At 43.6% G+C, this 24,491-nt stretch carries 21 protein-coding genes; 5 read left to right on the top strand and 16 right to left on the bottom strand.

Going from position 1 to position 24,491, the window contains the following annotated elements; genetic code table 11:
- Positions 1 to 54 precede the first annotated feature (54 nt).
- The 4 genes from EUBREC_RS04805 to EUBREC_RS04790 form a co-directional block, all read right to left on the bottom strand.
- Complete coding sequence (locus EUBREC_RS04805; protein ID WP_012741939.1) at positions 55 to 918, bottom strand: carbohydrate ABC transporter permease; 864 nt, start codon at positions 916 to 918, stop codon at positions 55 to 57.
- A 6-nt stretch (positions 919 to 924) separates the two neighbouring features.
- A complete protein-coding gene (locus EUBREC_RS04800) occupies positions 925 to 1,842 on the bottom strand; it encodes a carbohydrate ABC transporter permease (protein ID WP_012741938.1) in 918 nt (305 codons plus the stop codon).
- Between the two features lie 160 nt (positions 1,843 to 2,002).
- The gene (locus EUBREC_RS04795; RefSeq protein ID WP_012741937.1) at positions 2,003 to 3,397 is read right to left on the bottom strand and encodes an ABC transporter substrate-binding protein; all 1,395 of its coding nucleotides are present in this window, start codon (positions 3,395 to 3,397) and stop codon (positions 2,003 to 2,005) included.
- 70 nt (positions 3,398 to 3,467) lie between these two features.
- Complete coding sequence (locus EUBREC_RS04790) at positions 3,468 to 4,478, bottom strand: LacI family DNA-binding transcriptional regulator (protein WP_012741936.1); 1,011 nt, start codon at positions 4,476 to 4,478, stop codon at positions 3,468 to 3,470.
- A 383-nt stretch (positions 4,479 to 4,861) separates the two neighbouring features.
- On the opposite strand from EUBREC_RS04790, the gene EUBREC_RS04785 reads away from it, so the two are divergent.
- Complete coding sequence (locus EUBREC_RS04785) at positions 4,862 to 7,315, top strand: glycoside hydrolase family 94 protein (protein ID WP_012741935.1); 2,454 nt, start codon at positions 4,862 to 4,864, stop codon at positions 7,313 to 7,315.
- A gap of 138 nt (positions 7,316 to 7,453) precedes the next feature.
- Here the strand turns inward: EUBREC_RS04785 and EUBREC_RS04780 are convergent, their stop codons facing one another.
- From EUBREC_RS04780 to EUBREC_RS04770, 3 genes are all read right to left on the bottom strand, one after another.
- Complete coding sequence (locus EUBREC_RS04780) at positions 7,454 to 7,780, bottom strand: DUF3837 domain-containing protein (RefSeq protein WP_012741933.1); 327 nt, start codon at positions 7,778 to 7,780, stop codon at positions 7,454 to 7,456.
- Between the two features lie 119 nt (positions 7,781 to 7,899).
- Positions 7,900 to 8,376, bottom strand: a complete 477-nt coding sequence (locus EUBREC_RS04775) for a stage V sporulation protein AB (protein ID WP_012741932.1) — start codon at positions 8,374 to 8,376, stop codon at positions 7,900 to 7,902.
- On the bottom strand, positions 8,369 to 9,004 hold the full coding sequence (locus tag EUBREC_RS04770; protein ID WP_012741931.1) for a stage V sporulation protein AA: 636 nt from the start codon (positions 9,002 to 9,004) through the stop codon (positions 8,369 to 8,371). Before EUBREC_RS04770 ends, EUBREC_RS04775 begins: the two co-directional genes overlap by 8 nt.
- Positions 9,005 to 9,167: 163 nt before the next feature.
- Between EUBREC_RS04770 and EUBREC_RS04765 the strand changes: the two genes are divergently transcribed.
- Genes EUBREC_RS04765 through EUBREC_RS04750 form a run of 4 tightly spaced genes read left to right on the top strand, consistent with a single transcriptional unit; the run spans position 9,168 to position 11,005 of the window.
- Positions 9,168 to 9,449 (top strand): type II toxin-antitoxin system RelB/DinJ family antitoxin, encoded by a 282-nt coding sequence (locus tag EUBREC_RS04765; RefSeq protein ID WP_012741930.1) that lies wholly within the window; start codon positions 9,168 to 9,170, stop codon positions 9,447 to 9,449.
- Positions 9,446 to 9,730 carry a type II toxin-antitoxin system YafQ family toxin gene (locus EUBREC_RS04760; protein WP_012741929.1) on the top strand — a complete coding sequence of 95 codons (285 nt, stop codon included), beginning with the start codon at positions 9,446 to 9,448 and terminating at the stop codon, positions 9,728 to 9,730. The genes EUBREC_RS04765 and EUBREC_RS04760 overlap by 4 nt, the downstream gene beginning before the upstream one ends.
- Positions 9,731 to 9,790: 60 nt before the next feature.
- On the top strand, positions 9,791 to 10,558 hold the full coding sequence (locus EUBREC_RS04755) for a threonine/serine exporter family protein (protein ID WP_012741928.1): 768 nt from the start codon (positions 9,791 to 9,793) through the stop codon (positions 10,556 to 10,558).
- A gap of 3 nt (positions 10,559 to 10,561) precedes the next feature.
- Entirely contained in the window at positions 10,562 to 11,005 is a 444-nt protein-coding gene (locus tag EUBREC_RS04750) for a threonine/serine exporter family protein (protein WP_012741927.1), read from the top strand.
- Between the two features lie 10 nt (positions 11,006 to 11,015).
- Here the strand turns inward: EUBREC_RS04750 and EUBREC_RS04745 are convergent, their stop codons facing one another.
- From EUBREC_RS04745 to EUBREC_RS04705, 9 genes are all read right to left on the bottom strand, one after another.
- Entirely contained in the window at positions 11,016 to 12,890 is a 1,875-nt protein-coding gene (locus tag EUBREC_RS04745) for an ABC-F family ATP-binding cassette domain-containing protein (RefSeq protein ID WP_012741926.1), read from the bottom strand.
- A complete protein-coding gene (locus tag EUBREC_RS04740; protein WP_012741925.1) occupies positions 12,877 to 13,551 on the bottom strand; it encodes a GTP pyrophosphokinase in 675 nt (224 codons plus the stop codon). The genes EUBREC_RS04745 and EUBREC_RS04740 overlap by 14 nt, the downstream gene beginning before the upstream one ends.
- 446 nt (positions 13,552 to 13,997) lie before the next feature.
- Complete coding sequence (locus EUBREC_RS04735; RefSeq protein ID WP_012741923.1) at positions 13,998 to 14,261, bottom strand: hypothetical protein; 264 nt, start codon at positions 14,259 to 14,261, stop codon at positions 13,998 to 14,000.
- Position 14,262: 1 nt separating this feature from the next.
- Positions 14,263 to 15,054 carry a TrmH family RNA methyltransferase gene (locus tag EUBREC_RS04730; RefSeq protein ID WP_012741922.1) on the bottom strand — a complete coding sequence of 264 codons (792 nt, stop codon included), beginning with the start codon at positions 15,052 to 15,054 and terminating at the stop codon, positions 14,263 to 14,265.
- 179 nt (positions 15,055 to 15,233) lie between these two features.
- Entirely contained in the window at positions 15,234 to 16,205 is a 972-nt protein-coding gene (gene pfkA / locus EUBREC_RS04725; protein ID WP_015516911.1) for a 6-phosphofructokinase, read from the bottom strand.
- A gap of 63 nt (positions 16,206 to 16,268) precedes the next feature.
- Positions 16,269 to 19,769 carry a DNA polymerase III subunit alpha gene (locus EUBREC_RS04720; protein ID WP_041253937.1) on the bottom strand — a complete coding sequence of 1,167 codons (3,501 nt, stop codon included), beginning with the start codon at positions 19,767 to 19,769 and terminating at the stop codon, positions 16,269 to 16,271.
- Positions 19,770 to 20,006: 237 nt separating this feature from the next.
- Complete coding sequence (locus EUBREC_RS04715) at positions 20,007 to 21,164, bottom strand: transglutaminase domain-containing protein (protein ID WP_012741919.1); 1,158 nt, start codon at positions 21,162 to 21,164, stop codon at positions 20,007 to 20,009.
- A 35-nt stretch (positions 21,165 to 21,199) separates the two neighbouring features.
- A complete protein-coding gene (locus EUBREC_RS04710; RefSeq protein WP_012741918.1) occupies positions 21,200 to 21,982 on the bottom strand; it encodes a TraX family protein in 783 nt (260 codons plus the stop codon).
- Positions 21,983 to 21,986: 4 nt separating this feature from the next.
- Positions 21,987 to 24,455, bottom strand: a complete 2,469-nt coding sequence (locus tag EUBREC_RS04705) for a glycogen/starch/alpha-glucan phosphorylase (RefSeq protein ID WP_041253935.1) — start codon at positions 24,453 to 24,455, stop codon at positions 21,987 to 21,989.
- Between the last annotated feature and the right edge of the window lie 36 nt (positions 24,456 to 24,491).

Here is a 24,491-nt window from a genome sequence, read left to right as displayed (position 1 = left end):
TTTAGATGAAGGGAAAAAATATAAAGAGAAAATTGTTTTAATCAATGGTCTGTATCAGCCCTTCACACTTCCCATGGCAACACCACCTACGATGTGCTTTGAAAGAATAAGGTAAACCACTATTACAGGAAGGATAGAGAATGTAATCATCATGTATACCTTTCCCATATCAAACTTCAAGAAGTCTGCACTTCTAAGCTGTGCTAACAGGATTGGAAGTGTCTTCTTATTGTTTTCGTGTAATATAAGTGCCGGAGTGAAGTAATTGTTCCAGCTGCTTACAAAGGAGAAAATTGCCTGTACTGCTATTGCCGGCTTCATCAGCGGAAGCACGATATGATTAAACGTCCTAAACTCTCCGGAGCCGTCAATTCTCGCTGCCTCAATCAGAGACAATGGAAGTGAGCTCTCCATATACTGCTTCATGTAAAAATATGTGACAGGTGAAGCAATTGTCGGAACTATAAGTGGAATAAACGAATCCATCAGTCCCATGCCTGTTACCAATTTAACAAATCCAAGAGCTGTAACCTGTGTAGGAATCATCATAACCATAAGTATAAAGGTGGAAATGAATTTCTTTGCCTTGAACTCATATGCATGTATGGCATATGCTGTCATTGTCGAAAAATATACACACAGTACTGCACTGCAGGCTGCTACAAAAAGGCTGTTAAACATACCTCTTATGACCGGAAGTGTGTCATGTAAGAGTGAATTCCAGTTGTCAAGCAGGTGCGTACTCGGAATTGCCGTAAATCCTGACTGAAGCTCTCCGTTTGATCTGGTTGCATTTATTATCATTACGTAGAACCAGAACAGACAGAAGAAAGAGATTATCACAAGCACGATATATGCTAATGCACGTCTGGCATGGATTCCCATACCTTTCTTTTTTTTGTTTACATTTGCTGCCATATCGACCTACTCCTTTCTCTTATCATCGTTGCCGCTTAGCTTGAATACCGCCACACTAAGTATTGCTGTGATGATAAACAGTATAACTGACAGTGCACCGGACATTCCATAATCCTTACTGTACAGACGTTTGTTTAAGTACATGATAAGTGTCATGCTCGATCTGACCGGATTACCGGTTCCGTTTGTCAAAATCTGTGGTACATCAAAGAGCTGTAAGCCACCGATAAGTGATGTAATGATTACATATATCAGTATCGGTCTAAGGAGCGGAAGTGTTATCTTAAAGAACACCTGTGTGGATGTTGCTCCGTCCACCTCTGCTGCCTCAAAAAGTGATGTATCGATTCCAAGCATACCTGCCATAAGCAGGATGGTTGTATTACCAAACCACATCAGACAGTTCATCAAAGCGATGAGTCCTCTTGTACTGCCAACATGCGACAGGAACTTGTACGGCTCTGAGATGAAGCCTATCTGTATAAGCAGATTGTTTATCGGTCCCCCATCAGCAAACAATGTAAAGAATAACAGTGAAAATGCTGAAGCCATAATCAGATTTGGCAGATATATAACTGTTTTAAAAAATCTTGTTCCCTTGAGCTTTAGGCTGACATCCGAAAACCATGCTCCAAGGAGCAGTGATAAGAATATCTGCGGTATGAAGCACATGATCCAAAGAACCATTGTGTTCTTAAAATACTGCCAGATATCACCGGATGTGAACAATTTTTCATAGTTTTCAAATCCAACAAAGTTTGGGCCTACCTGTGTAAGACCCGACATATAATTTTCAAAAAAACTGTTGTAAATGGTAGTGATTAACGGTACCAGCTGAAATACTACGTATACAACGATAAACGGAATCAGAAAGATATAGCCCCATTTGTTATATCTGACCGCTTTACCTCCACTCTTTCTCATAATACCTACCTCCCAACTGGTATTGTAGTCAATGGTTATGTAATGCTGTTAACTGATTTTATTGATTTTAAAAATATTACCCCGCCTGCCTGCTTACGCAAGGCAGACAGGGTATTTATTATTTTATATTGTTAGCCCTATAGTCAATTCAAAAACTATCTTATTCTGAGATGTCAGGATATTTCTCAATAACTGCCTTCTTGAAGGTCTCAATAGCTGTATCCTTATCGCAGTTTCCTTCGAAGTAATCCTTCATAGCCTTCTGGAACTCCTCGTTGCAGCCCTGGTCATAAGCTGAAAGGTTGCTTAAATCGAGAGTCTTAACACCGGCTATATACATTGGTAATGGATTCTGTCCACCAAGTATTGTACTTGTGTAAGGCTTGTCGTCCTTGCCCATGATTGTTCCGTCTGCAAGACCATCCATAACTGTGCTGTTGTTTACGAAATCGTCATCCTTTACAACGATATCCTTCATGATATCATCGTCTGTTGTCATCTTGAGCATGATGTCCTTTACAAGGTCAGCATTGTCTGTTCCCGCTGCTGCACAGATCCATGTGCCGCCCCAGAAGAAGCCCTGTGGTCCCTGAGCTGCACCCCAGCCGCCCTGGTTTCCGATAGAACCGGACTCATCTGCTGCCATTGAGAAGTTTACTAACCATGCAGGTCCAAAGTATGAGAATACTTTTCCTTCAGGATAGAAGCCCTTCTTCCAGTCATCTGACCATAGATCTGCTGTTCCCGTCTCGCCTGCGTCTACAAGCTTCTTAGAATCATCAACCCACTTCATGATGTTGTCATCAATCTGGATTTTCTTGTCATCGCTGACCCATTTCTTAGAAACGTTGTTAGAGTATACACGGTATGTATCGTTTGCTGTAGATGTCATCTTGTAGCCTGCTGCTTTCATCTTCTCAGCTGTAGCATTGAAGGCATCCCAGTCAGATACTGACTTCTGAACCTCATCCGGATCATCTGTTCCAAGTACCTCTTTTGCTGCTGCTCTGTTGTAGAAGAGAACACCCGGGCATCCCTGCCATGAAAGACCCTTCAGGTTGCCCTCAGAATCAGTAACGACATCCTGTGTGTACTTATACTGCTTAGAGATATCGCTGTCTGTGATTCCCAGATCCTTGATTGGCATTGTGTAATCAGAATCTACATACTTAGGTGCGTAATCAGCCTCTACCAGGAAGAGGTCAATCTTGTCATCTGCCGATGCATCAGCCTGCTTCAAAAGTGTCTCATCAAGGTTGTTCTGGTACGCATTGTTCTCACTAGGTGTGATATTCCAGACTACATCAATATCTCCGATTTTGCCATGTGTTGCATCCACCTTCTTGTAATCAGGATAGTGGTCTGTGATACGGCTCTGGAATTCATCATTCCAGCAATAGATATTGAGAATCTTGCCATCGTTTGTCACTTCAGTTTTTGCATCGCCTTTCTTGCCAGAGCTTCCTGTGTCGGATGTATCTCCGCTGCCACAGCCTGCCAGTAATGATGCTGCCATTGTTGCGCAAAGTAATGCGCTTACGAGTTTCTTTTTCATAGAAAAATCCTCCTTCTCGCTTCAGGTTTAAACCTGTTAGTAAATGTTAGTAAAAAAGTAGTAAAATATATTAAATTCTGCCTACGGATTCCCCCTCCAGCAAAATTCCTTCAACAACAGCTCTCTCCACAAGTGCTGTTTTAGGCTTTTTAATGATGCTTATCAACCTGTCCGCTGCCTCCCTGCCTATCTTGTCAGTGTCCTGTCTGATAGTGGTGAGCTTCGGGCTTAGCATCTGTGAAACTCTTGTACCATCGTATCCTGCTATTGATATATCCTCCGGAATCCTAAGCCCTCTGCTTCTTATAACATTGATGCCTCCGATTGCCGCCGTGTCATCCGGATAGATGATACATGTAGGTTTGTCAGGTAAATCGAGTAAATATTCTGTCTGATTTGCAACATCCTCTGTTTCCAGATACCTTGCTTCCCTGACATACTCCTCAGGAATATCTATTCCATGCTTCTCAAGTGCCCTGTAATATGCTGCCAGCCTGTCACGTGTAACACTCGAAAAATCCTGTCCATGTATGTAAGCGATTTTCTTATGTCCCATGCTTATTATGTAATCAAGCAGCTCGCCCATACACTTTACATTGTTGGAACTTACTGCCGAACAGCTATAGTGTACGTAGTCAATTGTGACCACCGGTATGTCGCTGCTCATCAGTTCCTGCACCTCATTGTCCTGAAACCTTGCACATACGATTACGACTCCATCGAAATTTCTGTACTTACAGTGCTCCAGGTATGATAATTTTTTTCCGACCGGACTTGTATTGATAAATGTAATATCATATCCAAGCATCTCAGCCTGTGCCTTGATTCCGTTTAGCACTCCGGCAAAATACTCATGCGTAAGCCCCATCGCCGCCTCATCGAAATACAGTACTCCGATGTTGTTCGACTCGTTTGTCTTAAGAACTCTGGCCGCAGCATTAGGAAGATATCCCATTTCCTTAGCTATCTTCTTTATTCTGTTTTTGGTCTCAGCGCCAATATCCTTCTGGTCATGTAATGCCTTGCTTACTGTCGCTGTCGAAACACCACATCTTTGTGCTATGTCTTTCAGTGATACCATATCGTTTCCTCATTTCGAATTGGTTTCTTAATCGTTTTCGTATCTTCACTATACCACAATTCATTATTATTGCAACCCCTAATTTACATTTTCAACATTTTTAACACTTTTTATTATCTTTTATTATGCATTTTGTATAGTGTTATGTTATGTATTTAAAACTATTACGCCTTTGATCTTAATTATTATACAATTATAATTACTTAAGCGATATTATCTCATCAGCATTTTTAACTATAATATGCAGTTTTCTTTGTATATATGTCATAAAAGCATTATTTTTTATTGTTTTATGCTTGATTTTTAGATATTCGCATTATATACTTCTATATATAAACAGCTTAAACGTTTGCGTATATTTAATAAAAAAGGAGATTTTATATATGAAATTTGGACACTTCGATGATCAAAACAAAGAGTACGTCATCACCTCTCCAAGGACTCCGTTACCATGGATCAACTACCTCGGATGTGAGAATTTCTTTTCTCTGGTATCAAATACCTGCGGTGGCTACAGCTTCTATAAGGATGCAAAGCTTCTGCGTCTCACCAGATACCGCTACAACAACGTGCCATACGACAGCAACGGACACTACTACTATATAAAGGATGGCGACACAATCTGGAATCCGGGCTGGATGCCTTCTAAGACCGAGCTTGACTCATACGAATGCCGTCATGGCATGGGCTATTCTGTTTTCACAGGAGTAAAAAACGGCTTAATGGCTCAGCTTACCGACTTTGTTCCTATGGGCTCTACCTGCGAGATCAATAAGCTCACATTAAAAAACACATCTGATAAGAAAAAAGACTTTTCGGTTTTCTCATATGTAGAGTTCTGTCTGTGGAATGCCATGGATGACATGACCAACTTCCAGCGTAACTTCTCTACCGGAGAGGTTGAGATTCACGTCGGTGGCTCTCAGCTCTTCCACAAGACAGAATACAGAGAACGCCGCAATCACTATGCTGTATATGCTGTAAATGCCTCTGTTGACGGATTTGACACAGACAGGGATTCATTCTTAGGTGCCTACGGCGAAAACAGCGCGCCTTCCGTTGTAGTAAATGATCAGTCTAAGAACTCTGTTGCAAGCGGCTGGGCTCCTGTCGGCTCTCATCACCTGAAGGTAGCTCTTGAGCCGGGCGAAGAAAAAACATATATATTTGTACTTGGATATGTAGAAAACCCTGTGAACGAAAAATGGGTTGGACGCGCTGAGGATGGAATCATAAACCGAGCTCCTGCCGATGCACTCCTTGCAAGATTTGACACCACCGAAAAAGCCGACGCTGCTTTAGCAGAGCTTAAGGCTTACTGGGATAAGCTGCTTGGTCACTTTAGTATCTCTTCATCGGAGGAAAAGCTTGACCGCATGGTAAATGTATGGCATCAGTATCAGTGCATGGTTACCTTTAACATGAGCCGCTCTGCTTCTTATTTTGAATCAGGCATCGGACGAGGCATGGGCTTTAGGGATTCCTGTCAGGATCTGCTTGGCTTCGTGCATCTGATTCCTGACAGAGCCAGGGAGAGAATACTCGACATTGCAGCCACACAGTTTGAGGATGGCTCTGCTTACCACCAGTACCAGCCTCTCACCAAAAAGGGCAATGCCGACATAGGCTCAGGCTTCAACGATGACCCTCTGTGGCTTATCGCTGCTGCCGCTGCTTACATCAAGGAGACAGGCGACTACTCTATTCTTGACGAGTCAACACCATATGACAGCGATCCTTCAAAGGCAACTGACTTTATGGAGCATCTGCGCCGCTCCTTCAACTATACAATCAATCATCTCGGACCTCATGGTCTGCCACAGATTGGACGTGCTGACTGGAACGATTGTCTGAACTTAAACTGCTTCTCCGAGGAGCCTGGTGAGTCCTTCCAGACCTTTGGACCATCTGAAGGACCTAATGCCGAATCTGTTTTTATCGCAGGCATGTTTGTAAAATATGGAAAAGACTATGTAAAAATCTGCAGACACAAGGGACTTTGCGACGAGGCTGATACAGCCCAAAAGGCTATTGAACAGATGGAAAAGACCGTCATGGATGCCGGCTGGGATGGCGAGTGGTATCTTCGTGCTTACGACCACTATAAGCACAAGATTGGTTCCAAGGAATGTGAGGATGGAAAAATCTTTATTGAGCCACAGGGCTTTTGTGTTATCGCTGAAATCGGAAAGGATGAAGGACTCTGCCTTAAGGCAATGCAGTCTGTTGAGAAATATCTTGATACTAAATATGGCATCGTGCTCTTGCAGCCGCCTTACCACAGATATCATGTGGAGCTTGGTGAAATCTCTTCTTATCCACCGGGATACAAGGAGAATGCCGGCATCTTCTGCCACAACAATCCTTGGATTTCTATAGCTGAGACTGTTATCGGCCGTGGAAACAGAGCATGGCAGGTATACACCCGAACCTGTCCTGCATACATTGAGGATATCAGCGAGATTCATCGCACCGAGCCTTATGTATACAGCCAGATGATTGCCGGAAAAGACGCGCCTAACTTTGGTGAAGCAAAGAACAGCTGGCTGACAGGGACTGCTGCATGGACCTTCCTTGATGTCTCACAGTACATCCTCGGTATACGTCCTGACTATGATGGTCTCATCATAGATCCTTGTATTCCTGACACTATGGACGGCTTTACAGCTAAGCGTAAGTTCCGTGGCAATACTTACCACATTACGGTCAGAAATCCTGCCCACGTACAAAAGGGTGTGACAAAGCTCATCGTGGATGGCGCTACTATTGATGGCAATATGATTCCGGCTATTAACGGAACCGGACACGATGTTACAGTCGAGGTTACAATGGGTTAGAGATACCAGACAGGCCTCTATACTGCTTCAAATATGACCCGGAATACGAAAATGCCGCCGCAGAGCAAGCTCTACGGCGGCATTTAGACTGCTGGTGATGTTCTTCCCATGTCTTTATTTCTTCTCTAAAGGATGCTGTTATGTAATTGAGACCTGCCATATATGCTCCTCGGTCTCTCCCATGTGAAACAGCTCCACAGTCTGTTCATCATGAGTATCATCAGGCTCATAGTTGCCAAGAAGATGTATGAGATACTTCTCCTGCTCATCTGCCGGCGAGACCTTATCAATGTGTTTTTGCAATTCCTCAAGAAGCTGCTTTGGCTCCATGTCGGCATCGACTGCGATTCCAAAGCACTTCTTCGCAAGACCTGCGGTATAATACAGCTCGTAGTTACTTACAAGCACTGATTTTTGGCGTAAGCATTTGAGTATGATGCTTTGTCTGGCTATTGATGTAATCATATTATTTCCTTTCCGAGTTAGCTGGAATACCTCTAAGTCCAAGTTATTTCCATTATACCCTATTTGCTTTTTGTTTCAAGAGTATAACATGATATAGCTAAAGATAACTTAAGAGAGTCCTATGAAGTGGCAACAAATCCCGTCAGGAAATAATAAAGTGCTCCCAGTGCCTTTCCAATAGCCATAGAAATCACTATAATCCCAAGACCGGCGCGAAGCTTCATGCGCTTATATATAATAGGGAATGTGTGCAGTATTTCTGCGAGTGCAACTGCAATACAGCCGACAAATATGCCGACACACAATCCATATATTGCAATAATTATATTCCCACAGATATTGCTTACAGGTACTTTGGGCATATTTGCAAAGCCCAGATTATATGCCGTATCAAGCACTGATGATATATTACCTGCCACCACACCACATATCATGACATTTTCTATAAGTATTATATTTTCTATCCTGCTGCACCGAAGTATGCGCGGCACCACTCCTATCACGAGCACGAATGCAAATACACCGGCTGACACTCCTGCCCCTGCTAAAAACGCTATCACTGACAAAAATATTTCACGCAATATATATTCAAACATCCTGCTTTTCCTTTACCTTGTCTATTATTGTGTTCCACGTATCTTTATTATGCTTATCCATCTCCACCTGAATCGGTGTGACATCGTCGGATAGCTTACGCTTTCCGATATGATTAAAAAACAGTATGATTCCGACCGCCAGACCAATGCAGTAAAACACCTCAAGCACCGATACCTGTGGCTTTTCCACTCCCATTATCTGCTTGTAGAAATGTTCAAACACACCTGATATCGAAATATCATTATTGAAAGCCATGATTGTAAAAGCTGAACCAAAAAATATAAGTATACACACCGCTGCAACCTTTAGTGCTTCAAGAATCTTATTTTTGCTGTTGTCGTCATACTCTACAAGTACCTCCGGCTCACCAATGCTTATAACCTGTGCATCATCATAGATTTCCGTGATTTGCTCTATTATTTTCATTACAGATATCACGCTCTTTTTACCGCGTATCTTATCCACGATTATTCCCTTTATCTGTCCCTCATAGCGTGAATATTTACAATACACACTTGCTATGTCATTGATGCAGACCTGCCTGCGGTGAAGTGTTTTCTGCTTTTCTGCGCGTATATACACGAGAATTTTTTCTTTTGGGGTATCAGTATGCTCCGGCATCTTCATGCTCCCTTCGATTAATATTCATATGTATATAATTTCCATTTATTTTGATTTTATACACAAAATACACGCATGTAATTAAATTAATATTTTTCGTGCGATATATTGTTTTTTTCGTGCAAACATCATATAATAAATATAAATAATCTAAGGGAGGAACTTTATCATGGCTAAAACAACAACAAGTAATATCAGCATTCGCATGGATAGCAATTTAAAAGCTGCTGCTGAAGCCTTATATGAAGAATTAGGTATGAATATCAGCACTGCATTCAACATTTTTGTTCGTCAATCTTTACGAGAACGAGGTATCCCATTTAAAATAACAGAAGGTTCTCCAAACAAAGAGACAGTTTCAGCTATGCTTGAGGCAGAAAGGATTGCAAAAGACTCAACTATTGATGGTTATAAAAATGTGGATGAGCTTTTTGCAGACCTTGATGTATGAGTAAATATGAAATTAAATACACAACACAATTTAAAAAAGATTATAAACTAGCAAAACGTCGTGGTCTTGATATCACTCTTTTAAAAGATATTGTTTCAAAAATTGCAAATGGAGAAATCCTTGATACTAAATATAAGGACCATCCTCTCTCCGGCAACTGGAGTGGTCACAGAGAATGCCATATACAACCTGATTGGCTACTTGTGTACTATTTTGACAACGAAGTTTTAGTACTAACACTTGCACGCACAGGTACACATAGTGACTTATTTGGTCTGTAAAATATCGTAATAATTCATATTTATTGTATACTATTATCAATTTATAAAGTGAGGTAACAAATGGCATACACTAAGGAAATACTGACTCTCGCCGTGGAAATTGGCGACTGTATGCTCAGAAACGGTGCAGAAATCTACAGAGTGGAAGACACTGTGGTTCATATACTAAGTTCATATGAGGTGGAAGAATTTGACGTATATGTGCTGTCAAACGGAATATTTGCAAGTGCAAATGAGAACAAGGAGGATGCCTGCAGCATCGTGCGCCACGTACCGCTTGGTGCTGTCAATCTGGCAAAGATCAGTGCGTTAAACCAGCTCGCAAGGGACATATGTGACCAGAAAATCTCCCTGATTGACTCATGGGACAGGCTTGAGCAGTGCAAAAATATCTCTAATTACAAAAAAAGCGCACAGATTTTCTTCTGTGGACTCGGAAGTGCCTGCTTTTGCTATCTTTTTGGCGGAAACTGGCTTGACTTTGTTTTTGCATTTGTTATAGGCTCACTGGAGCAGGTGCTTTTGTTTGGTCTTAAAAAATATAAGTTCACAAGGATTATAACCAATATTCTTGCCAGTCTTTTTGTGACACTGCTTGCCACCGCAAGTACACTTACAGGGCTTTCTCTTTTATCTGATAAAATCATTATAGGAGCTATCATGCCGCTTGTTCCGGGAATAGCATTTACAACATCTATCAGGGATATCTATAACGGGGATTATCTGTCCGGTACGATACATCTGCTCGATGCACTGATCACAGCCGTGTGTGTTGCTGTGGGAGCATGTCTGCCATTTGTTGTGATGAAATATATTGGAGGGATTTAAGCTATGGAGTTTATAATACAATTTATTGTGGCTCTCTTTGCCACATTATCATTTGCAGTTATTTTTTCCGCTCCAAAAAAGGAGCTGTTTTACTGCGGTTTTACAGGAGCGCTTGGATGGATCATCTACTATATAATGGTTCAATTTGATATGGGTGTTGTGTTTCCATCGCTTATCGCGACACTGTGCCTTACGATAATGGCGCGCATTTTTGCTGCGGCACGCTCTATGCCTGTGACAGTTTATCTGCTTTCCGGTATCTTTCCTCTTGTGCCCGGAGCAGGAATTTTTTACACGGCATATTATCTTTTTACGAATGACAGGGCACTTTCCTCCTCAAAGGGTATTGAAACCTTTGAGGTGGCGGGTGCCATCGTGCTCGGTATCATATTCGGGTTTGGCATACCGCAGAGTTTGTTTAATCTGTTGAAGCCTAAGAAAAAATGAATTACTTGAACTATGTCAAATTTGCAATTTTCTGCGCCAGATCCTCAAGATACTCCCAACGCTCCATTTTCTCCATCAGCTGCCCCTCGAGGTCTTCCTTTTCCTTTGTAAGTTCGTTTAACTTACCAAAGTTAGTGGCATTCTTTACCATCTCATCATCTATCTCAGAAAGCCTGTTTTCCAGCTTTTCTATGTCAGCCTCTATCGTCTCGTACTCTTTTTGCTCTTTGTAGGTAAATTTGAGCTTTTTCTCATGCCCCCAGGTTTCCATGGATTTCTTCTTCCGGGCTTCTTTTGAGTCTGTACCATCTGATGCAGTATTTCCCTGTGCTCCTGAAGCGGATGCTCCTGTGGATGATGCATTTTCCGATACGGTTTTTCCTGATGCAGGCTGTGGACGTTTATTCATATAGTCGGTGTATCCGCCCTCATACTGTACGATTTTTCCGACTCCCTCAAATGCAAAAATACGCTTTGCAATCCTGTCAAGGAAATACCTGTCATGGGATACCGTGATGACTATTCCGTCATAGCCATCCAGATAATCCTCTAAAATAGCCAGTGTCTCGACATCCAGGTCATTGGTCGGCTCGTCAAGTATCAGTACATTCGGTGCACTCATCAGCACACGAAGCAGATAGAGTCTTCTCTTTTCTCCACCCGAGAGCTTGCCTACCGGGCTGTACTGCTGCTCCGGTGGGAATAAAAACCGCTCGAGCATGGCAGATGCTGACACAAGTCCGTCTGCCGTGCGCACAAACTCTGCAGCTTCTTTCACATAGTCTATCACTCGAAGCTCAGGCTCTATATCCACTTCCTGACCGAAATATCCTATCTTTATCGTCTGTCCTATCTCTACCTCACCTGAATCAGGCTCGATAAAACCGGCGATTATCTTCATGAGTGTGGACTTTCCACAGCCGTTTTTGCCTACAAAACCGATACGATCATTTTTCAGGAAAATATACGTAAAATTCTTTACACAGACGATATCTCCGTACGCCTTTGAAATATCATGAAGCTCTATTGTTGTCCTTCCCATACGCGATGAAACCGATGAAAGCTCAACCCTTGCGTCTGTCTGTGGACCTTTCTGATCGCGTAAAGCCTCATATCTTTGGATGTGTGCCTTCTGCTTTGTGGAACGAGCTCTTGCGCCGCGCTGCATCCACTCTATTTCTTTTCTAAGGATGGACTGGCGCTTGCGCTCACTTGCCCTCTCACTCTCCTCTCTGGCTGCCTTAAGCTCAAGAAAGCCCGAGTAGTTTGTATCATAGCTGTAGGTCTGTCCCTTGTCCACCTCCACGATTCTGTTGCAGACACTGTCTAGAAAATAGCGGTCATGCGTAATCATGATGATTGCACCCCTGAAACGGCGCAGATAATCCTCAAGCCACTCCACCATCTCGTAGTCTAAGTGGTTGGTCGGCTCGTCCAATATAAGCACATCACACGGCTTAAGTACGACTGTTGCAAGCGCAAGCCTCTTTCTCTGCCCTCCTGAGAGCTCACCGGTCTTTTGCGCCATATCTGTGATATCAAGCTTCATAAGAAGTGACTTTGCATCACTTTCTATACTCCAGCGCATGTCCTCATCCAGCTGCGAGGTAACCACACGGCTCATCACATGCTCAAGAGCTGTCTCGTCCGGGTCAAACTCCGGATTCTGCGGCAGATAGTTTATCACTATATGATTCGCTGTAGTGACAGTTCCCTCATCCGGCTCTTCATCACCAGCCACAATCTTTAAAAGTGTAGACTTTCCTGTACCATTTATACCGATGATACCGATTTTTTCGTTTTCCTGCACATAAAAGGAAGCTTTAGAAAAAAGCTTCCTTCCAGTATATGACTTTGTTATATTTTCGACATTAATGATGTTCATCTTCTCGTATTTTCTCCTCCCTCTCATGCTCCTGCTTCTCCTTGGCCTCAAGGATTGCCTCATTGAGCGAAAGCATCTTTGCATCAAGCTGTCCTACGATACCTGCACACTCACGCAGATCGCGGCTGATATACTCAGGTGCATTGCCCTCGAACTTGTAATATATCTTGTGCTCAAGGCTTGCCCAGAAATCCATAGCTATTGTACGAATCTGTATCTCAACCTTTGTGTCAACCACCTTGTTTGAAAGAAAAATAGGCACCGAAACAATCATGTGGTAGCTCTTGTAGCCGCTCGCCTTCGGATGCTTCATATAGTCCTTTACCGATATGACGGTCAAATCATTCTGCCTGCCAATCATCTCAGCAAGCCGGTATATATCAGATGTGAACGAGCACACGATTCTGATGCCCGCTATGTCCTTTACATATGTGACCATATTCTCTATGGTGCTCTCGTAGCCACCCTTTTTGAGCTTCTTAACTATGCTTTCAGGAGTCTTGATACGCGACTTTATGTACTCTATCGGATTATAATTATGTATGTGAACAAACTCGTCATTTAGTATCTCGAGCTTAGTATTGACCTCTTTCAGTGCAGAATTGTATAGAAACATCATAGTCTCCCAGCTATCAATGCCCTCCGCAAACTCTTGTTCCATTAAAAACCTCCCTGTGATCTATTCGCCTGTATATTTATCAGACTCTTTTAATCAATTATAGCATATTTATTCGCGTAATTGGCAAATTATACCTATTATTTATATATTTTTTATTCTTGTTATTTTATATGTGCACAGATCCGCACACTGCAGGCACGGCGGCACACACGTACTCTCTCGTAAGCGCATAGCGAAGCTATTTAGAATCTGTTGAATTATGCTTCACAACCAGAAATGCACCGGCATGGACGCCGGGGCAAGGCGTTATGCGCCATGGACGGCGCATAAAAGCCGGTTTCGTCAAGCATCGAAAACCAAAAGGCATAATTCCTACAGATTCTTAATGGCGTAGCGTAGCTTACGAGAGAGTACGTGTGTGCCGCTGTGCCTGCAGTGTGCGGACCGTCCTTATATCAATAATAACTCATCATATCCATAATGAGGCATCAATCCTCCTCGATGATGTGCATCTCGAGAAAATCAAAGTCGATATCCTCCACAAAATTATCCTTCGTAAAGCGTGTCTTTCCATGCCTCTTGAAATCACTTACGTTGCTGTCAAGCCAGATGGGCTTTCCCAGGTCAAAAGCAAGGCAGGCATCCTCAAGTGCCTTAAAAATCTTGTGTGTACGTGTGTCGTCACTGTCATTTTCTATTGTAATATCACGCATCAGGTGCGTGTCAGTATAAATCTTAAACCAAATACGCATATTATTCTCCCAAAAGCCTTCTCTGACGATTGCACTCATACATGAGCAAAGTGGCTGATATTGCGGCATTAAGCGACTCCACAGCTCCCTCCATAGGGATGCGGATATATGTGTCCGCCATGTCAGCTATCTCATCTGATAATCCATTGCCCTCATTTCCTATCATAAAGCCACAGGCTCCGGTGTAGTCCGGTCTGTCATAAGAGCACTTACCCTTTAAATGAGCTGCGTAGAGAGAAACTCCCTTTGACTTTGCATACTCTATAGTCTCCGGAAGGTCATCTGTGATGTAAAACGGCACACGGTAGAGTGAGCCCATGGTTGAGCGCACAGTCTTTGGATTAAAAATGTCAACCGTAGTACGGTTCATTATGATACCGCTTACACCTGCGCCCTCACCGGTACGGACCATAGTGCCTAAGTTTCCCGGATCCTGTATACTCTCAAGCACAAGAAGCTCTGTCTTGTCGCCCTTAAAAAGTTCATCTATCTCATAGTGCGGCATCTTTACTATAGCGAGCACACCCTGCGGAGTCTGCGTGTCAGACATGCTCTTAAACACCGAGTCACTCACTATTTCTGTTTTGTCAAGGAAACGCTTCTTCTCTTCCTTAAACCTGTCATCATTAAAAAATGACTCAGACATATATACGGCACTTACCCAGTCATATGGCGCCTCAAAGCTCATCTTTGGACCCTCAACCACGAATACGCCCTGCTTTTTCCGCTCCTTTGCCTTGCTTAAAAGAGCCTGCACATTTTTTATGCTTTTGTTTGATGCACTTGTAATCATTTTCTTCTCTTTCTATATTGATGATATGAGGGTCAAAAAGTATTTTGCCCCTCATTTATGATTAACATTCGTCTTTCTCCGAATGCATAAATGCCCCTGCACCGGCACATGCACGCAATTACCTGCATTTGATGTGCCGGATACAAGGGCATTCATATTTATCGTAAATATATTAGATACTAAACCAGAGATTTAGAGATATCGTACATGTACTCGTCTACACTCTTCTTCATAGCAAGTGCCTCGTCGATATCGAAATCTACAAAATTGCCATCCTTGTGGGCAATAACTCTGTTTGACTTGCCCTCGCAGAGTAAATCAACTGCCATAGCGCCCATGATTGTAGCGTATACACGGTCCTTACATGAAGGGCTTCCACCTCTTTGCATATGTCCAAGGATAGTTGCTCGAGTCTCGATGCCTGTAGCAGCCTCGATTTCCTTAGCCATCTCCTGTGAATGTCCTACGCCCTCAGCATTGATGATGATGTAATGCTGCTTGCCGAGCTCCCTTGCATGAGCTACTCTCTCGATGAGTGCCTCAAGGTTGTTGTCATACTTCTCAGGAAGTAATACTTCCTCAGCGCCGTTTGCAAGACCACACCATAATGCAATGTATCCTGCTCCACGTCCCATAACCTCAATGATTGAGCATCTCTCGTGTGATGTAGATGTATCACGTACCTTGTCAATAGCCTCCATAGCTGTGTTGCAGGCTGTATCAAAACCGATTGTGTAATCTGTACATGCGATATCAAGGTCGATTGTGCCCGGAAGACCGATTGTATTGATGCCAAGTGCAGCAAGCTTCTGCGCACCCTGGAAAGATCCGTCACCACCGATAACTACGATAGCATCGATACCATGCTTCTTACAGATTTCAGCACCCTTCTGCTGTCCCTCTGCTGTAACGAACTCCTTACATCTGGCTGTCTGTAAGATTGTACCACCGCGTGAGATTGTGTCTGAAACGCTCTTTGAATCCATATCCACGATTTCTTCATTTAACAGACCTGCGTATCCTCTCTTGATTCCTTTAACCTTCTTGCCCTTTGAGAGAGCCTGACGAACAACGGCACGAATCGCTGCGTTCATTCCCGGTGCGTCACCACCACTTGTAAGTACACCTATTGTGTTAATCTCTTTTGCCATTGGTATAACCTCCATATGTTAAAAAATTATCATTTATTCTAATCCCAATCTATTGTACTTGTTTTAGCACATTTTTTCAATATTCTTTTCAACAATTTTCGCATTTTCTTTGTCTAAAAATTCCAAAAGCTGCTCCATGAGCTCATTATTTGCATTTACGGAATAATTTCTGCCAAGTTTTTTCATCTGCTTTGTATCCGCGATGTAAATTATGACCTCATCTCCTCCGTCAGATTCACGGATTGTCTCAAGAAGCCTGCTCTCATTTTTCTTATAGTCCTCCATCGTATCAAACCTGAGCCATAGCTGCTTCGGAAGCTCATCAAACGGTATGATTTTCTCGCAGATTATCTTGCCGTTCTGCTCATCCTCGACTGTCGCATGTCCGATAACAAATATTTTAGCATCGTCCTGTAAATATCTCTGGTAGCGCTCGTAATCTCTCGGAAAAATAATTACCTCAACAGTTCCTGTCAGGTCCTCTATCGTGATAAAAGCCATGGCCTGATTGTACTTGGTAAACTTAATCGTCTTTGTAGCTATCATGCCTCCGATTACCACGTGCGCATTGTCCTCTATCTTTACGGCACCGCTCTCCTCTTCAAGCACAAAATCTATCGCATTTGCTGTGATGTTTTTCTTTAGGGTAGCTGCATATTTTTCCAGAGGGTGTCCGCTTAAATAGATGCCAAGCACCTCTTTTTCATAGGCCAGGGCTTCCTCAGCGTCATATTCACCAACATTTGGATACTTAAGCTCAAATGACTGCCTATCCTCATCTGAGACCAGGTCAAACAGGCTCATCTGCCCAGCCATTGTTGACTTTTTGTCATGCTGCACCCTGTCCACAATCGATGCATACACCATTGCCATCTGCTTTCTCGTGCCGTCAAGCGAATCGCAGGCTCCCGCCTTTATCAGATTCTCAATCGCACGCTTGTTGATAAGCTCCTTCTGGCAGGTTCTCTCGATAAAATCTGAGAGTGTGCGGTATCTGCCGCCACTTTCCCGCTCCTCGATTATCTGGTCTATTACCGGCCTGCCTAGAGATTTGATGGCGTACATGCCATATCTGACATGGTCACCCTCTGCGGTAAACTCGCCCTGTCCACAGTTGATATCCGGCGGAAGCACCTTAATACCCATATCACGACAGCTGTAAAGATACTGCGCCGCCTTGGCTGAATTGTCTATAACAGAAGTCATGAGCGCTGCCATAAATTCGACCGGATAGTAATTTTTAAGCCATGCAGTCTGAACACTGATTTTCGCATACGCGGCTGCATGTGATTTGTTGAACGCATACTTAGCAAAATCAACCATCGAATCGTATATGCTGTTGGCAGCCTTTTCATCTATGCCGTTTGCCACACAGCCCTTTATACCGCGCTCCTCGTCTCCGTACACAAAGCTCTGGCGCTCTGCGTCAATGACATACTGCTTCTTCTTACTCATGGCACGGCGGATGTTGTCCGCCTGACCCATTGTATAGCCTGCGAGCTTCTGCACTATCTGCATAACCTGTTCCTGGTATACTATACAGCCGTAGGTCGGCTCTAAAATACTCTCAAGCTCAGGTGTCACATAGCTTATCTCCTTTGGATTGTTCTTGCCCTTTATATAGTTGGGAATGAAATCCATAGGACCCGGACGGTAGAGCGAAATACCGGCTACGATGTCCTCAAAGCTCTGTGGACTGAGTTCCTTCATGAAGCTTTGCATACCGGCAGACTCTAGCTGGAATACCCCTTCCGTCTTTCCTGTTCCGATAAAGTCAAGTGTGCCCTTATCGTTGAAATCAATATGGTCGATATCCACATCAATGCCCCTTGATGCCTTGATATTCTTCACAGAATCCTTTAGCACCGTGAGTGTACGAAGCCCCAGAAAATCCATCTTTAAAAGGCCAAGCTCCTCGAGCTGTACCATGTTGTACTCTGCGGTAGGGCTTCCGTCGTTTGCCCTTCCAAGAGGCACATAATCGCTCGCCACACCCGGATAGATTACCACACCTGCTGCATGCACGGACGTGTGGTTTGGCAGTCCCTCAAGCCTTTTTGCCATATCTATCATTTCATGCACTCTCGCATCACTGTCGTAAATGCCCTTAAACTCCGGGTTCATCTGAAGAGCCTTGTCAATCGTGATATTAAGCTCCTGAGGCACCATCTTTGCAAGCCTGTCAGTCTCTGCATATGGGAAATCCAGCGCCTTTCCGACTGATTTTATGACTCCTCTTGCTGCCATCGTACCAAAGGTGACTATCTGTGTTACAGAATCGTGTCCGTACTTCTGCTGAACATACTCTATGGCGCGATATCTCTCCGCATACTCGAAATCCACATCAATATCAGGCATGGAAACTCGCTCAGGGTTAAGAAATCTTTCAAAAAGCAGATTGTATTTAACCGGATCAATATCCGTGATTCCGGTACAATAGCACACCCTGCTTCCCGCCGCTGAGCCTCGTCCCGGGCCTACCCAGCAGTCGTGCGTGCGGCACCAGTTGATATAATCCCACACGATAAGGATATACTCTATAAAGCCCATGGTCTTTATGATACCAAGCTCATAGTCCATATCTGCATGTATCTTTTTAAGCTCATCAGCACTGTACTCGCCACAGCCTATGTATTTTTCCCTAAAGCCCTTCTCGCAAAGCTCTGTAAGGAAGGCTTCGGCACTATCATAGCCCTCTGGCACCTCATACTTTGGAATCTTGTAATTGCCAAACTCAAGCGTCACATTGCATCTGTCGGCAATTTTCTGTGTATTCTCAATAGCCTCTGTAGCATATGGGAAAAGCGCTCTCATCTGCTCTTCGCTCTTTACGAAAAACTGTCCGCCATCATAGCGCATCCTGTCCTCGTCAGACACCTTTTTCCCGGTCTGGATGCACAAAAGCACATCATGTGCCTCCGCATCGGACTCGTAGGTGTAGTGCACATCATTAGTACACACTAACCCTATTTCAAGCTCCTTGCTCATCCTAAGAAGCTGCTGATTCACAAGCTTCTGGTCATCAATGCCATGGTCCTGCAGCTCAAGGAAGAAGTTGTCTTTTCCAAAGCAGTCCTGATACTTCCTTGCAATCTCCTTCGCCTCGTCATAAAAGCCTCTTACGATGTATCTGGGGATTTCTCCTGCCAGACAGGCAGACAGGCATATAAGCCCCTCGTGATATCTCTCAAGCGTCTCAAAATCCACTCTCGGCCTGTAATAATAGCCCTCTGTGAACCCTATTGACACTATCTTCATGAGATTAGCATAGCCTGTATTATTTTCAGCTAGCAGAATCAGATGATAATACCTGTCATCACCGTGGCTTGTCTCCCTGTCAAAGCGCGAATTTGGTGCCACATATACCTCGCAGCCTATGACCGGATTGATATCATTTGCCTTTGCCGTCTTGTAAAACTCCACCACACCGTACATATTGCCATGGTCTGTGATTGCGGCAGAGTTCATGCCAAGCTCCTTGACGCGCTTTACATATTCTTTTATCTTGTTTGACCCATCGAGCAGACTGTACTCGGTATGGGTGTGAAGATGACAAAATGACATTTGGATTCCTCTTTCTTTATTTTTGTATCGCCGCCCGCCCTTCATGGGTTGTGCCACCCGGCGGGTACTGTGGCAGAACTCGTTTCAAATTGCTAATTTGTCGGTGTCGTTTTCGGCTCCCGCGATTGTTTATGTTCATTCGACAGCTGGACACTTGCGTCGTGGTGTTCGCCTGTGTCATACGCTTGATTTATGACGTGCCGTGTGGGAGTTACATGCCGCCTCAAACAGAGTTTATCAGCTTCCCAACTCTATGTGTATAAACACTGCAAGCGAATTAGGCTCCTGCATATATGTGATAGTGCCGCCTCTTGCTGTCGGAATCAGATATTTGTAGTCACCCTTATCGAAAAGACTGTGACATGCAGTATCATAGGTTTCTCTGTCCGAAAACTTGAACGTGATATAGTTAGATGACGTTGTCATGCCCTGTAAGACTTTAAGGTCGTAGGATGTAAAATACAGCCCATTCCTGTAATAATAGTCATCCTCCACTGACGCTTCCTGCGGCAGCATATCCTCATTGTCCAATGTACGTGTAAGCTTTACCACATCAAGCGGCACTCCGAACCAGCTGTATGATATGCCCTTTCCCAGATAATCACCATCACCGTAGGTACAGTCCACTGCACACCACGCACCGTCCAGATATACCATATTCCAGGCGTGGTTTGCATCAGATGTGGTGCCTGTCACAATAAGTGAGCTGATACCGGCCCGGTCACACAGATACTTAAACATCATCGCATAGCCCTGACAGACCGTCCTTCCAAGCACTGCTGAGTACATATCCTGGTTGTGAGGAGAATTTTCCTCATACTCGGCATGCTCTATCACATATTCATAGAAATGCACAGCCTTGTCATAATCCGATGCACCTTCATCGATACCTGCCATACAGGCTGACACATAGCCTGAAATCGTACTTATTGCGTTGTCGATATCAGACTCAGACATATTGTATACAGGCGAAAAAATGATGCTGTTTCTCACAGTATACTGACTCTTTTCTATGTAGAAAAACTGTGGATTGTCCAGCAGCACAAACTGCTGTATACGGCTTACGTTGTCAGTGTCTGTAGTATTTAACGAAATTCCATCCATGCGCTTTTGCATCATCGCATAAATCTGCCTGTAAATAAGCTTGTCATCATCTGACAGCTTCTCGTAGTAGTAGTGATATTCCCCTGTAAATACTGACTCATCGTACTCTGTCTGTTCGCCGTTTAAATAGTCTGTTGTGGTCTGCATTTGCCCCTTTACTGCCCTGTGTATAGCTGTAGGAAAATCAGCTATAGCACCTGTAAACCCTCCTGCCTTTAAGCATTCTGCAGCGAACATAAAGCAACAGGCAGCAAACACAAGTGCCGGTATGATTTTTAAAAGCTTTTTCATCTATTCCCCCATTTTAATCGTTGTCTGTCACTCTGTTAGGTGTGAACAGCAGCCATAGCAAGCCTGCATATCAGATACAGTACAAAAAGATGCACCGGGTAAAAGGCGTAAAAGACATATTTTAGTGAAATGCCTCTTTTTCCATTGTAATAGCGAAGCGGTATAAGCATAAACAGTGCAAAAAACTCTATGGTACCTGAGAAAAGTCCAAGCAGTATGACTGCCACGGCAAATGCAACATCCCGGTTTGAAGAAAGCAGGTACATCATGACAATGCACCCTACACCCGCCGCACCATAATCACAGCAAAGCACAAACTCTGCAATAATCATCATAACAAGCACCACTGATACCATTACTATACACCTGATCAGTGTGACAAAAAACCACTTGACTGCAGAGGATGCCTTTTCTATTTTATCGACCGACTTAAGCCAATCAAGCACTGTGATGGCAAGCAGGCCTAAAAGCAGTGTAAAAAACACATTGTTGCTCTTAAATTCGAGCACTGTATTGTTTATTGCAAGGTCAAACGGTATCTCAGAGATAAGCGCGAATATAAACATCCTCGCAGCATATTTTTCCCTGCTGTGTGTATATTTGAAGCCCTCCACAAGCAGGAAGCAGAAAACAGGAAAGGCCATGCGCCCTATAGAACGCATGACCCAGTAGATATCAATAAGCGTTTGTCCACCTATCCCGTTATTTATCATCTGAAGAATAACCGTTGCCGCAATATGGTCTATGAGCATGGTAAAAATGGCTATAAGCTTAAGCGTGCTTCCACTGATACCAGACTTTGCGATAACTTTTTCCAAAATCCTATACTCCTGCCATATTTACGGTAATTCTGTCAAGATGCCAGATATCGTCCACATATTCCTGGATTGTTCTGTCTGAAGAGAACTTTCCTACATGTGCGATATTGAGCAGTGCACTCTTTCTCCATGCGCTCTTGTTCTTGTAATAATCATTAATCTTCTGCTGTGCATTTGCATATGAGCGGAAGTCTGCGAGGATAAAGTAGCGGTCAGCCACCTGTCCCTGCTGCGGATTGAGCAGTGAGTTGTAAAGCTCCCTGAAAAGCTCATGGTCATTTGGTGAATATGTGCCGTCTACGAGCTGGTTTACTACCTTTCTTAGCTCGGCATCGTTATTATATACATCAACTGGATTGTAGTCATGTCTGTTCTCGTGTGAGATGACCTCATCAGAGCTCATTCCAAAGATAAACATATTGTCAGCCCCTACCTCATCGAACATCTCGACATTGGCACCATCCATAGTTCCGATAGTGAGCGCTCCATTGAGCATAAACTTCATGTTTCCTGTTCCGGATGCCTCCTTGCTTGCTGTGGAAATCTGCTCGCTGACATCTGCTGCCGCAAAAATAATCTCGGCATTGGATACCTTGTAATCCTCGATAAATACTACCTTGAGCTTGCCGTCAATAGAAGCATCGTTATTTATCACATCAGCCACGCTGTTGATGAGCTTTATTGTTTTCTTTGCATTTCTGTAGCCTGCTGCTGCCTTTGCTCCAAAAATGAATGTTCTAGGATAGAAATCCATAGACGGATTTTCCTTAATCTTGTTGTACAGATACATCACATGAAGGATGTTCATGAGCTGTCTCTTGTACTCGTGAAGTCTCTTAACCTGCACATCAAAGATAGAATCCGGATTTACATCAATACCATTGTGCTCCTTGATATACTTTGCTAAACGCACCTTGTTTGCTCTCTTAATCTCAGCAAACTCCTGCTGTGCAACAGGGCTGTCCGCATAAGCCTTGAGCTTTGAAAGCATTGTAAGATCTGTAATCCAGCCGGCTCCTACCTTTTTTGTTGCCCAGTCTGCAAGGAGTGGATTTGCATGTGCTAAGAATCTACGCTGTGTGATTCCGTTTGTCTTGTTATTGAACTTCTCAGGGAACATCTCATAGAAATCATGAAGCTCCTGATTCTTAAGTATCTCTGTGTGAAGCTTTGCAACACCGTTTACAGAATAGCCTGCAACGATAGCCATATTTGCCATCTTGACCTGTCCGTCATAGAGGATAGCCATCTTTCTTACCTTGTCCTCATTGCCAGGATATCTCTCATTAATCTGCATCACAAATCTTCTGTTTATCTCGTCAACAATCTGGTATACACGAGGAAGCAGTCTCTGGAATATCTCAATTGGCCACTTCTCAAGCGCCTCAGCCATGATTGTATGGTTAGTGTAGGCTACACATCTTGTAGTGATATCCCATGCATCATCCCATGACAGATGCTCCTCGTCCACAAGGATTCTCATAAGCTCTGCGACTGCAACTGTAGGGTGAGTATCGTTCATCTGGAAAACAGCTTTATTTGGGAGATCTTTTAAATCGCTGTGATGCTTTTTAAACCTTGCAAGTGCACGCTGGATGCTTGCTGATACAAAGAAATACTGCTGCTTTAAGCGAAGCTCCTTGCCCTTTACATGGTTATCGTTTGGATAGAGCACCTCAACAAGGTTTCTTGCAAGATTTTCCTGCTCCACTGCCTTGTCGTAGTCACCCTGGTCAAAGGACTCGAGCGAGAAGCCGTTTTTGGGCTCTGCATCCCATATCATGAGAGAATTGACCACATTGTTGTCATAACCGACTATAGGCATATCATAAGGCACTGCAAGCACCGACTGATAGTCCTTCTGCTCGAAATGAAGCTCTCCGTTTTCATCTGTGCTCTCCTGCACATATCCTCCAAACTTGACCTCATAGCAGTACTCCGGACGACGAAGCTCGAATGGATATCCGTCCTTGAGCCAGTTGTCAGGCACCTCAATCTGGAAGCCGTCTGAAATCTGCTGCTTGAACATACCATATCTATATCTGATTCCACAGCCGTATGCAGGATATCCGAGTGTGGCAAGTGAATCCATGAAACACGCTGCCAGTCTTCCGAGTCCACCGTTTCCAAGTGCCGGATCAGGCTCCTGGTCCTCAATAGCATTGATATCCACACCAATCTCATTGAGAGCCTCCTTGACCTCCTTGTATGCTGAGAGGTTTATAAGGTTGTTGCCGAGAGCTCTTCCCATCAAAAACTCCATGGACATATAATAAACAACCTTTGGATCGTCCTTGTCCATCACTCTCTGTGTGGCAATCCACTCATCCATGATGACATCCTTTACGGCCTCTGATACAGCCTGATAAAGTTCCTGCTGTGTGGCATCATCTATAGTCTTACGATATTTATTTTTTAAATTGTCTGATACAGTCTTAATAAACACCTTTTTGCTAAACGTATTATCTCTCATCATATTCCTCCTTATGGCACTAAAAGGGAGCAAATT

Source organism: Agathobacter rectalis ATCC 33656, assembly GCF_000020605.1.
Taxonomy (GTDB): Bacteria; Bacillota; Clostridia; order Lachnospirales; family Lachnospiraceae; genus Roseburia; species Roseburia rectalis.
The sequence above is the reverse complement of the archived record's forward strand: the minus strand, read 5'-3'. Positions and strand labels throughout refer to the sequence as shown.

What these genes read in the sequence shown, in the direction of transcription:
- EUBREC_RS04775 (WP_012741932.1), bottom strand. Translation starts at nt 8,376, where the DNA reads ATGTTTGAATATATATTGCGTGAAATATTTTTGTCAGTGATAGCGTTT.
- EUBREC_RS04785 (WP_012741935.1), top strand. Translation starts at nt 4,862, where the DNA reads ATGAAATTTGGACACTTCGATGATCAAAACAAAGAGTACGTCATCACC.
- EUBREC_RS04800 (WP_012741938.1), bottom strand. Translation starts at nt 1,842, where the DNA reads ATGAGAAAGAGTGGAGGTAAAGCGGTCAGATATAACAAATGGGGCTAT.
- EUBREC_RS04765 (WP_012741930.1), top strand. Translation starts at nt 9,168, where the DNA reads ATGGCTAAAACAACAACAAGTAATATCAGCATTCGCATGGATAGCAAT.
- EUBREC_RS04760 (WP_012741929.1), top strand. Translation starts at nt 9,446, where the DNA reads ATGAGTAAATATGAAATTAAATACACAACACAATTTAAAAAAGATTAT.
- EUBREC_RS04745 (WP_012741926.1), bottom strand. Translation starts at nt 12,890, where the DNA reads ATGAACATCATTAATGTCGAAAATATAACAAAGTCATATACTGGAAGG.
- EUBREC_RS04780 (WP_012741933.1), bottom strand. Translation starts at nt 7,780, where the DNA reads ATGATTACATCAATAGCCAGACAAAGCATCATACTCAAATGCTTACGC.
- EUBREC_RS04790 (WP_012741936.1), bottom strand. Translation starts at nt 4,478, where the DNA reads ATGGTATCACTGAAAGACATAGCACAAAGATGTGGTGTTTCGACAGCG.
- pfkA (WP_015516911.1), bottom strand. Translation starts at nt 16,205, where the DNA reads ATGGCAAAAGAGATTAACACAATAGGTGTACTTACAAGTGGTGGTGAC.
- EUBREC_RS04715 (WP_012741919.1), bottom strand. Translation starts at nt 21,164, where the DNA reads ATGAAAAAGCTTTTAAAAATCATACCGGCACTTGTGTTTGCTGCCTGT.
- EUBREC_RS04755 (WP_012741928.1), top strand. Translation starts at nt 9,791, where the DNA reads ATGGCATACACTAAGGAAATACTGACTCTCGCCGTGGAAATTGGCGAC.
- EUBREC_RS04750 (WP_012741927.1), top strand. Translation starts at nt 10,562, where the DNA reads ATGGAGTTTATAATACAATTTATTGTGGCTCTCTTTGCCACATTATCA.
- EUBREC_RS04735 (WP_012741923.1), bottom strand. Translation starts at nt 14,261, where the DNA reads ATGCGTATTTGGTTTAAGATTTATACTGACACGCACCTGATGCGTGAT.
- EUBREC_RS04805 (WP_012741939.1), bottom strand. Translation starts at nt 918, where the DNA reads ATGGCAGCAAATGTAAACAAAAAAAAGAAAGGTATGGGAATCCATGCC.
- EUBREC_RS04795 (WP_012741937.1), bottom strand. Translation starts at nt 3,397, where the DNA reads ATGAAAAAGAAACTCGTAAGCGCATTACTTTGCGCAACAATGGCAGCA.
- EUBREC_RS04730 (WP_012741922.1), bottom strand. Translation starts at nt 15,054, where the DNA reads ATGATTACAAGTGCATCAAACAAAAGCATAAAAAATGTGCAGGCTCTT.
- EUBREC_RS04720 (WP_041253937.1), bottom strand. Translation starts at nt 19,769, where the DNA reads ATGTCATTTTGTCATCTTCACACCCATACCGAGTACAGTCTGCTCGAT.
- EUBREC_RS04770 (WP_012741931.1), bottom strand. Translation starts at nt 9,004, where the DNA reads ATGAAGATGCCGGAGCATACTGATACCCCAAAAGAAAAAATTCTCGTG.
- EUBREC_RS04705 (WP_041253935.1), bottom strand. Translation starts at nt 24,455, where the DNA reads ATGAGAGATAATACGTTTAGCAAAAAGGTGTTTATTAAGACTGTATCA.
- EUBREC_RS04740 (WP_012741925.1), bottom strand. Translation starts at nt 13,551, where the DNA reads ATGGAACAAGAGTTTGCGGAGGGCATTGATAGCTGGGAGACTATGATG.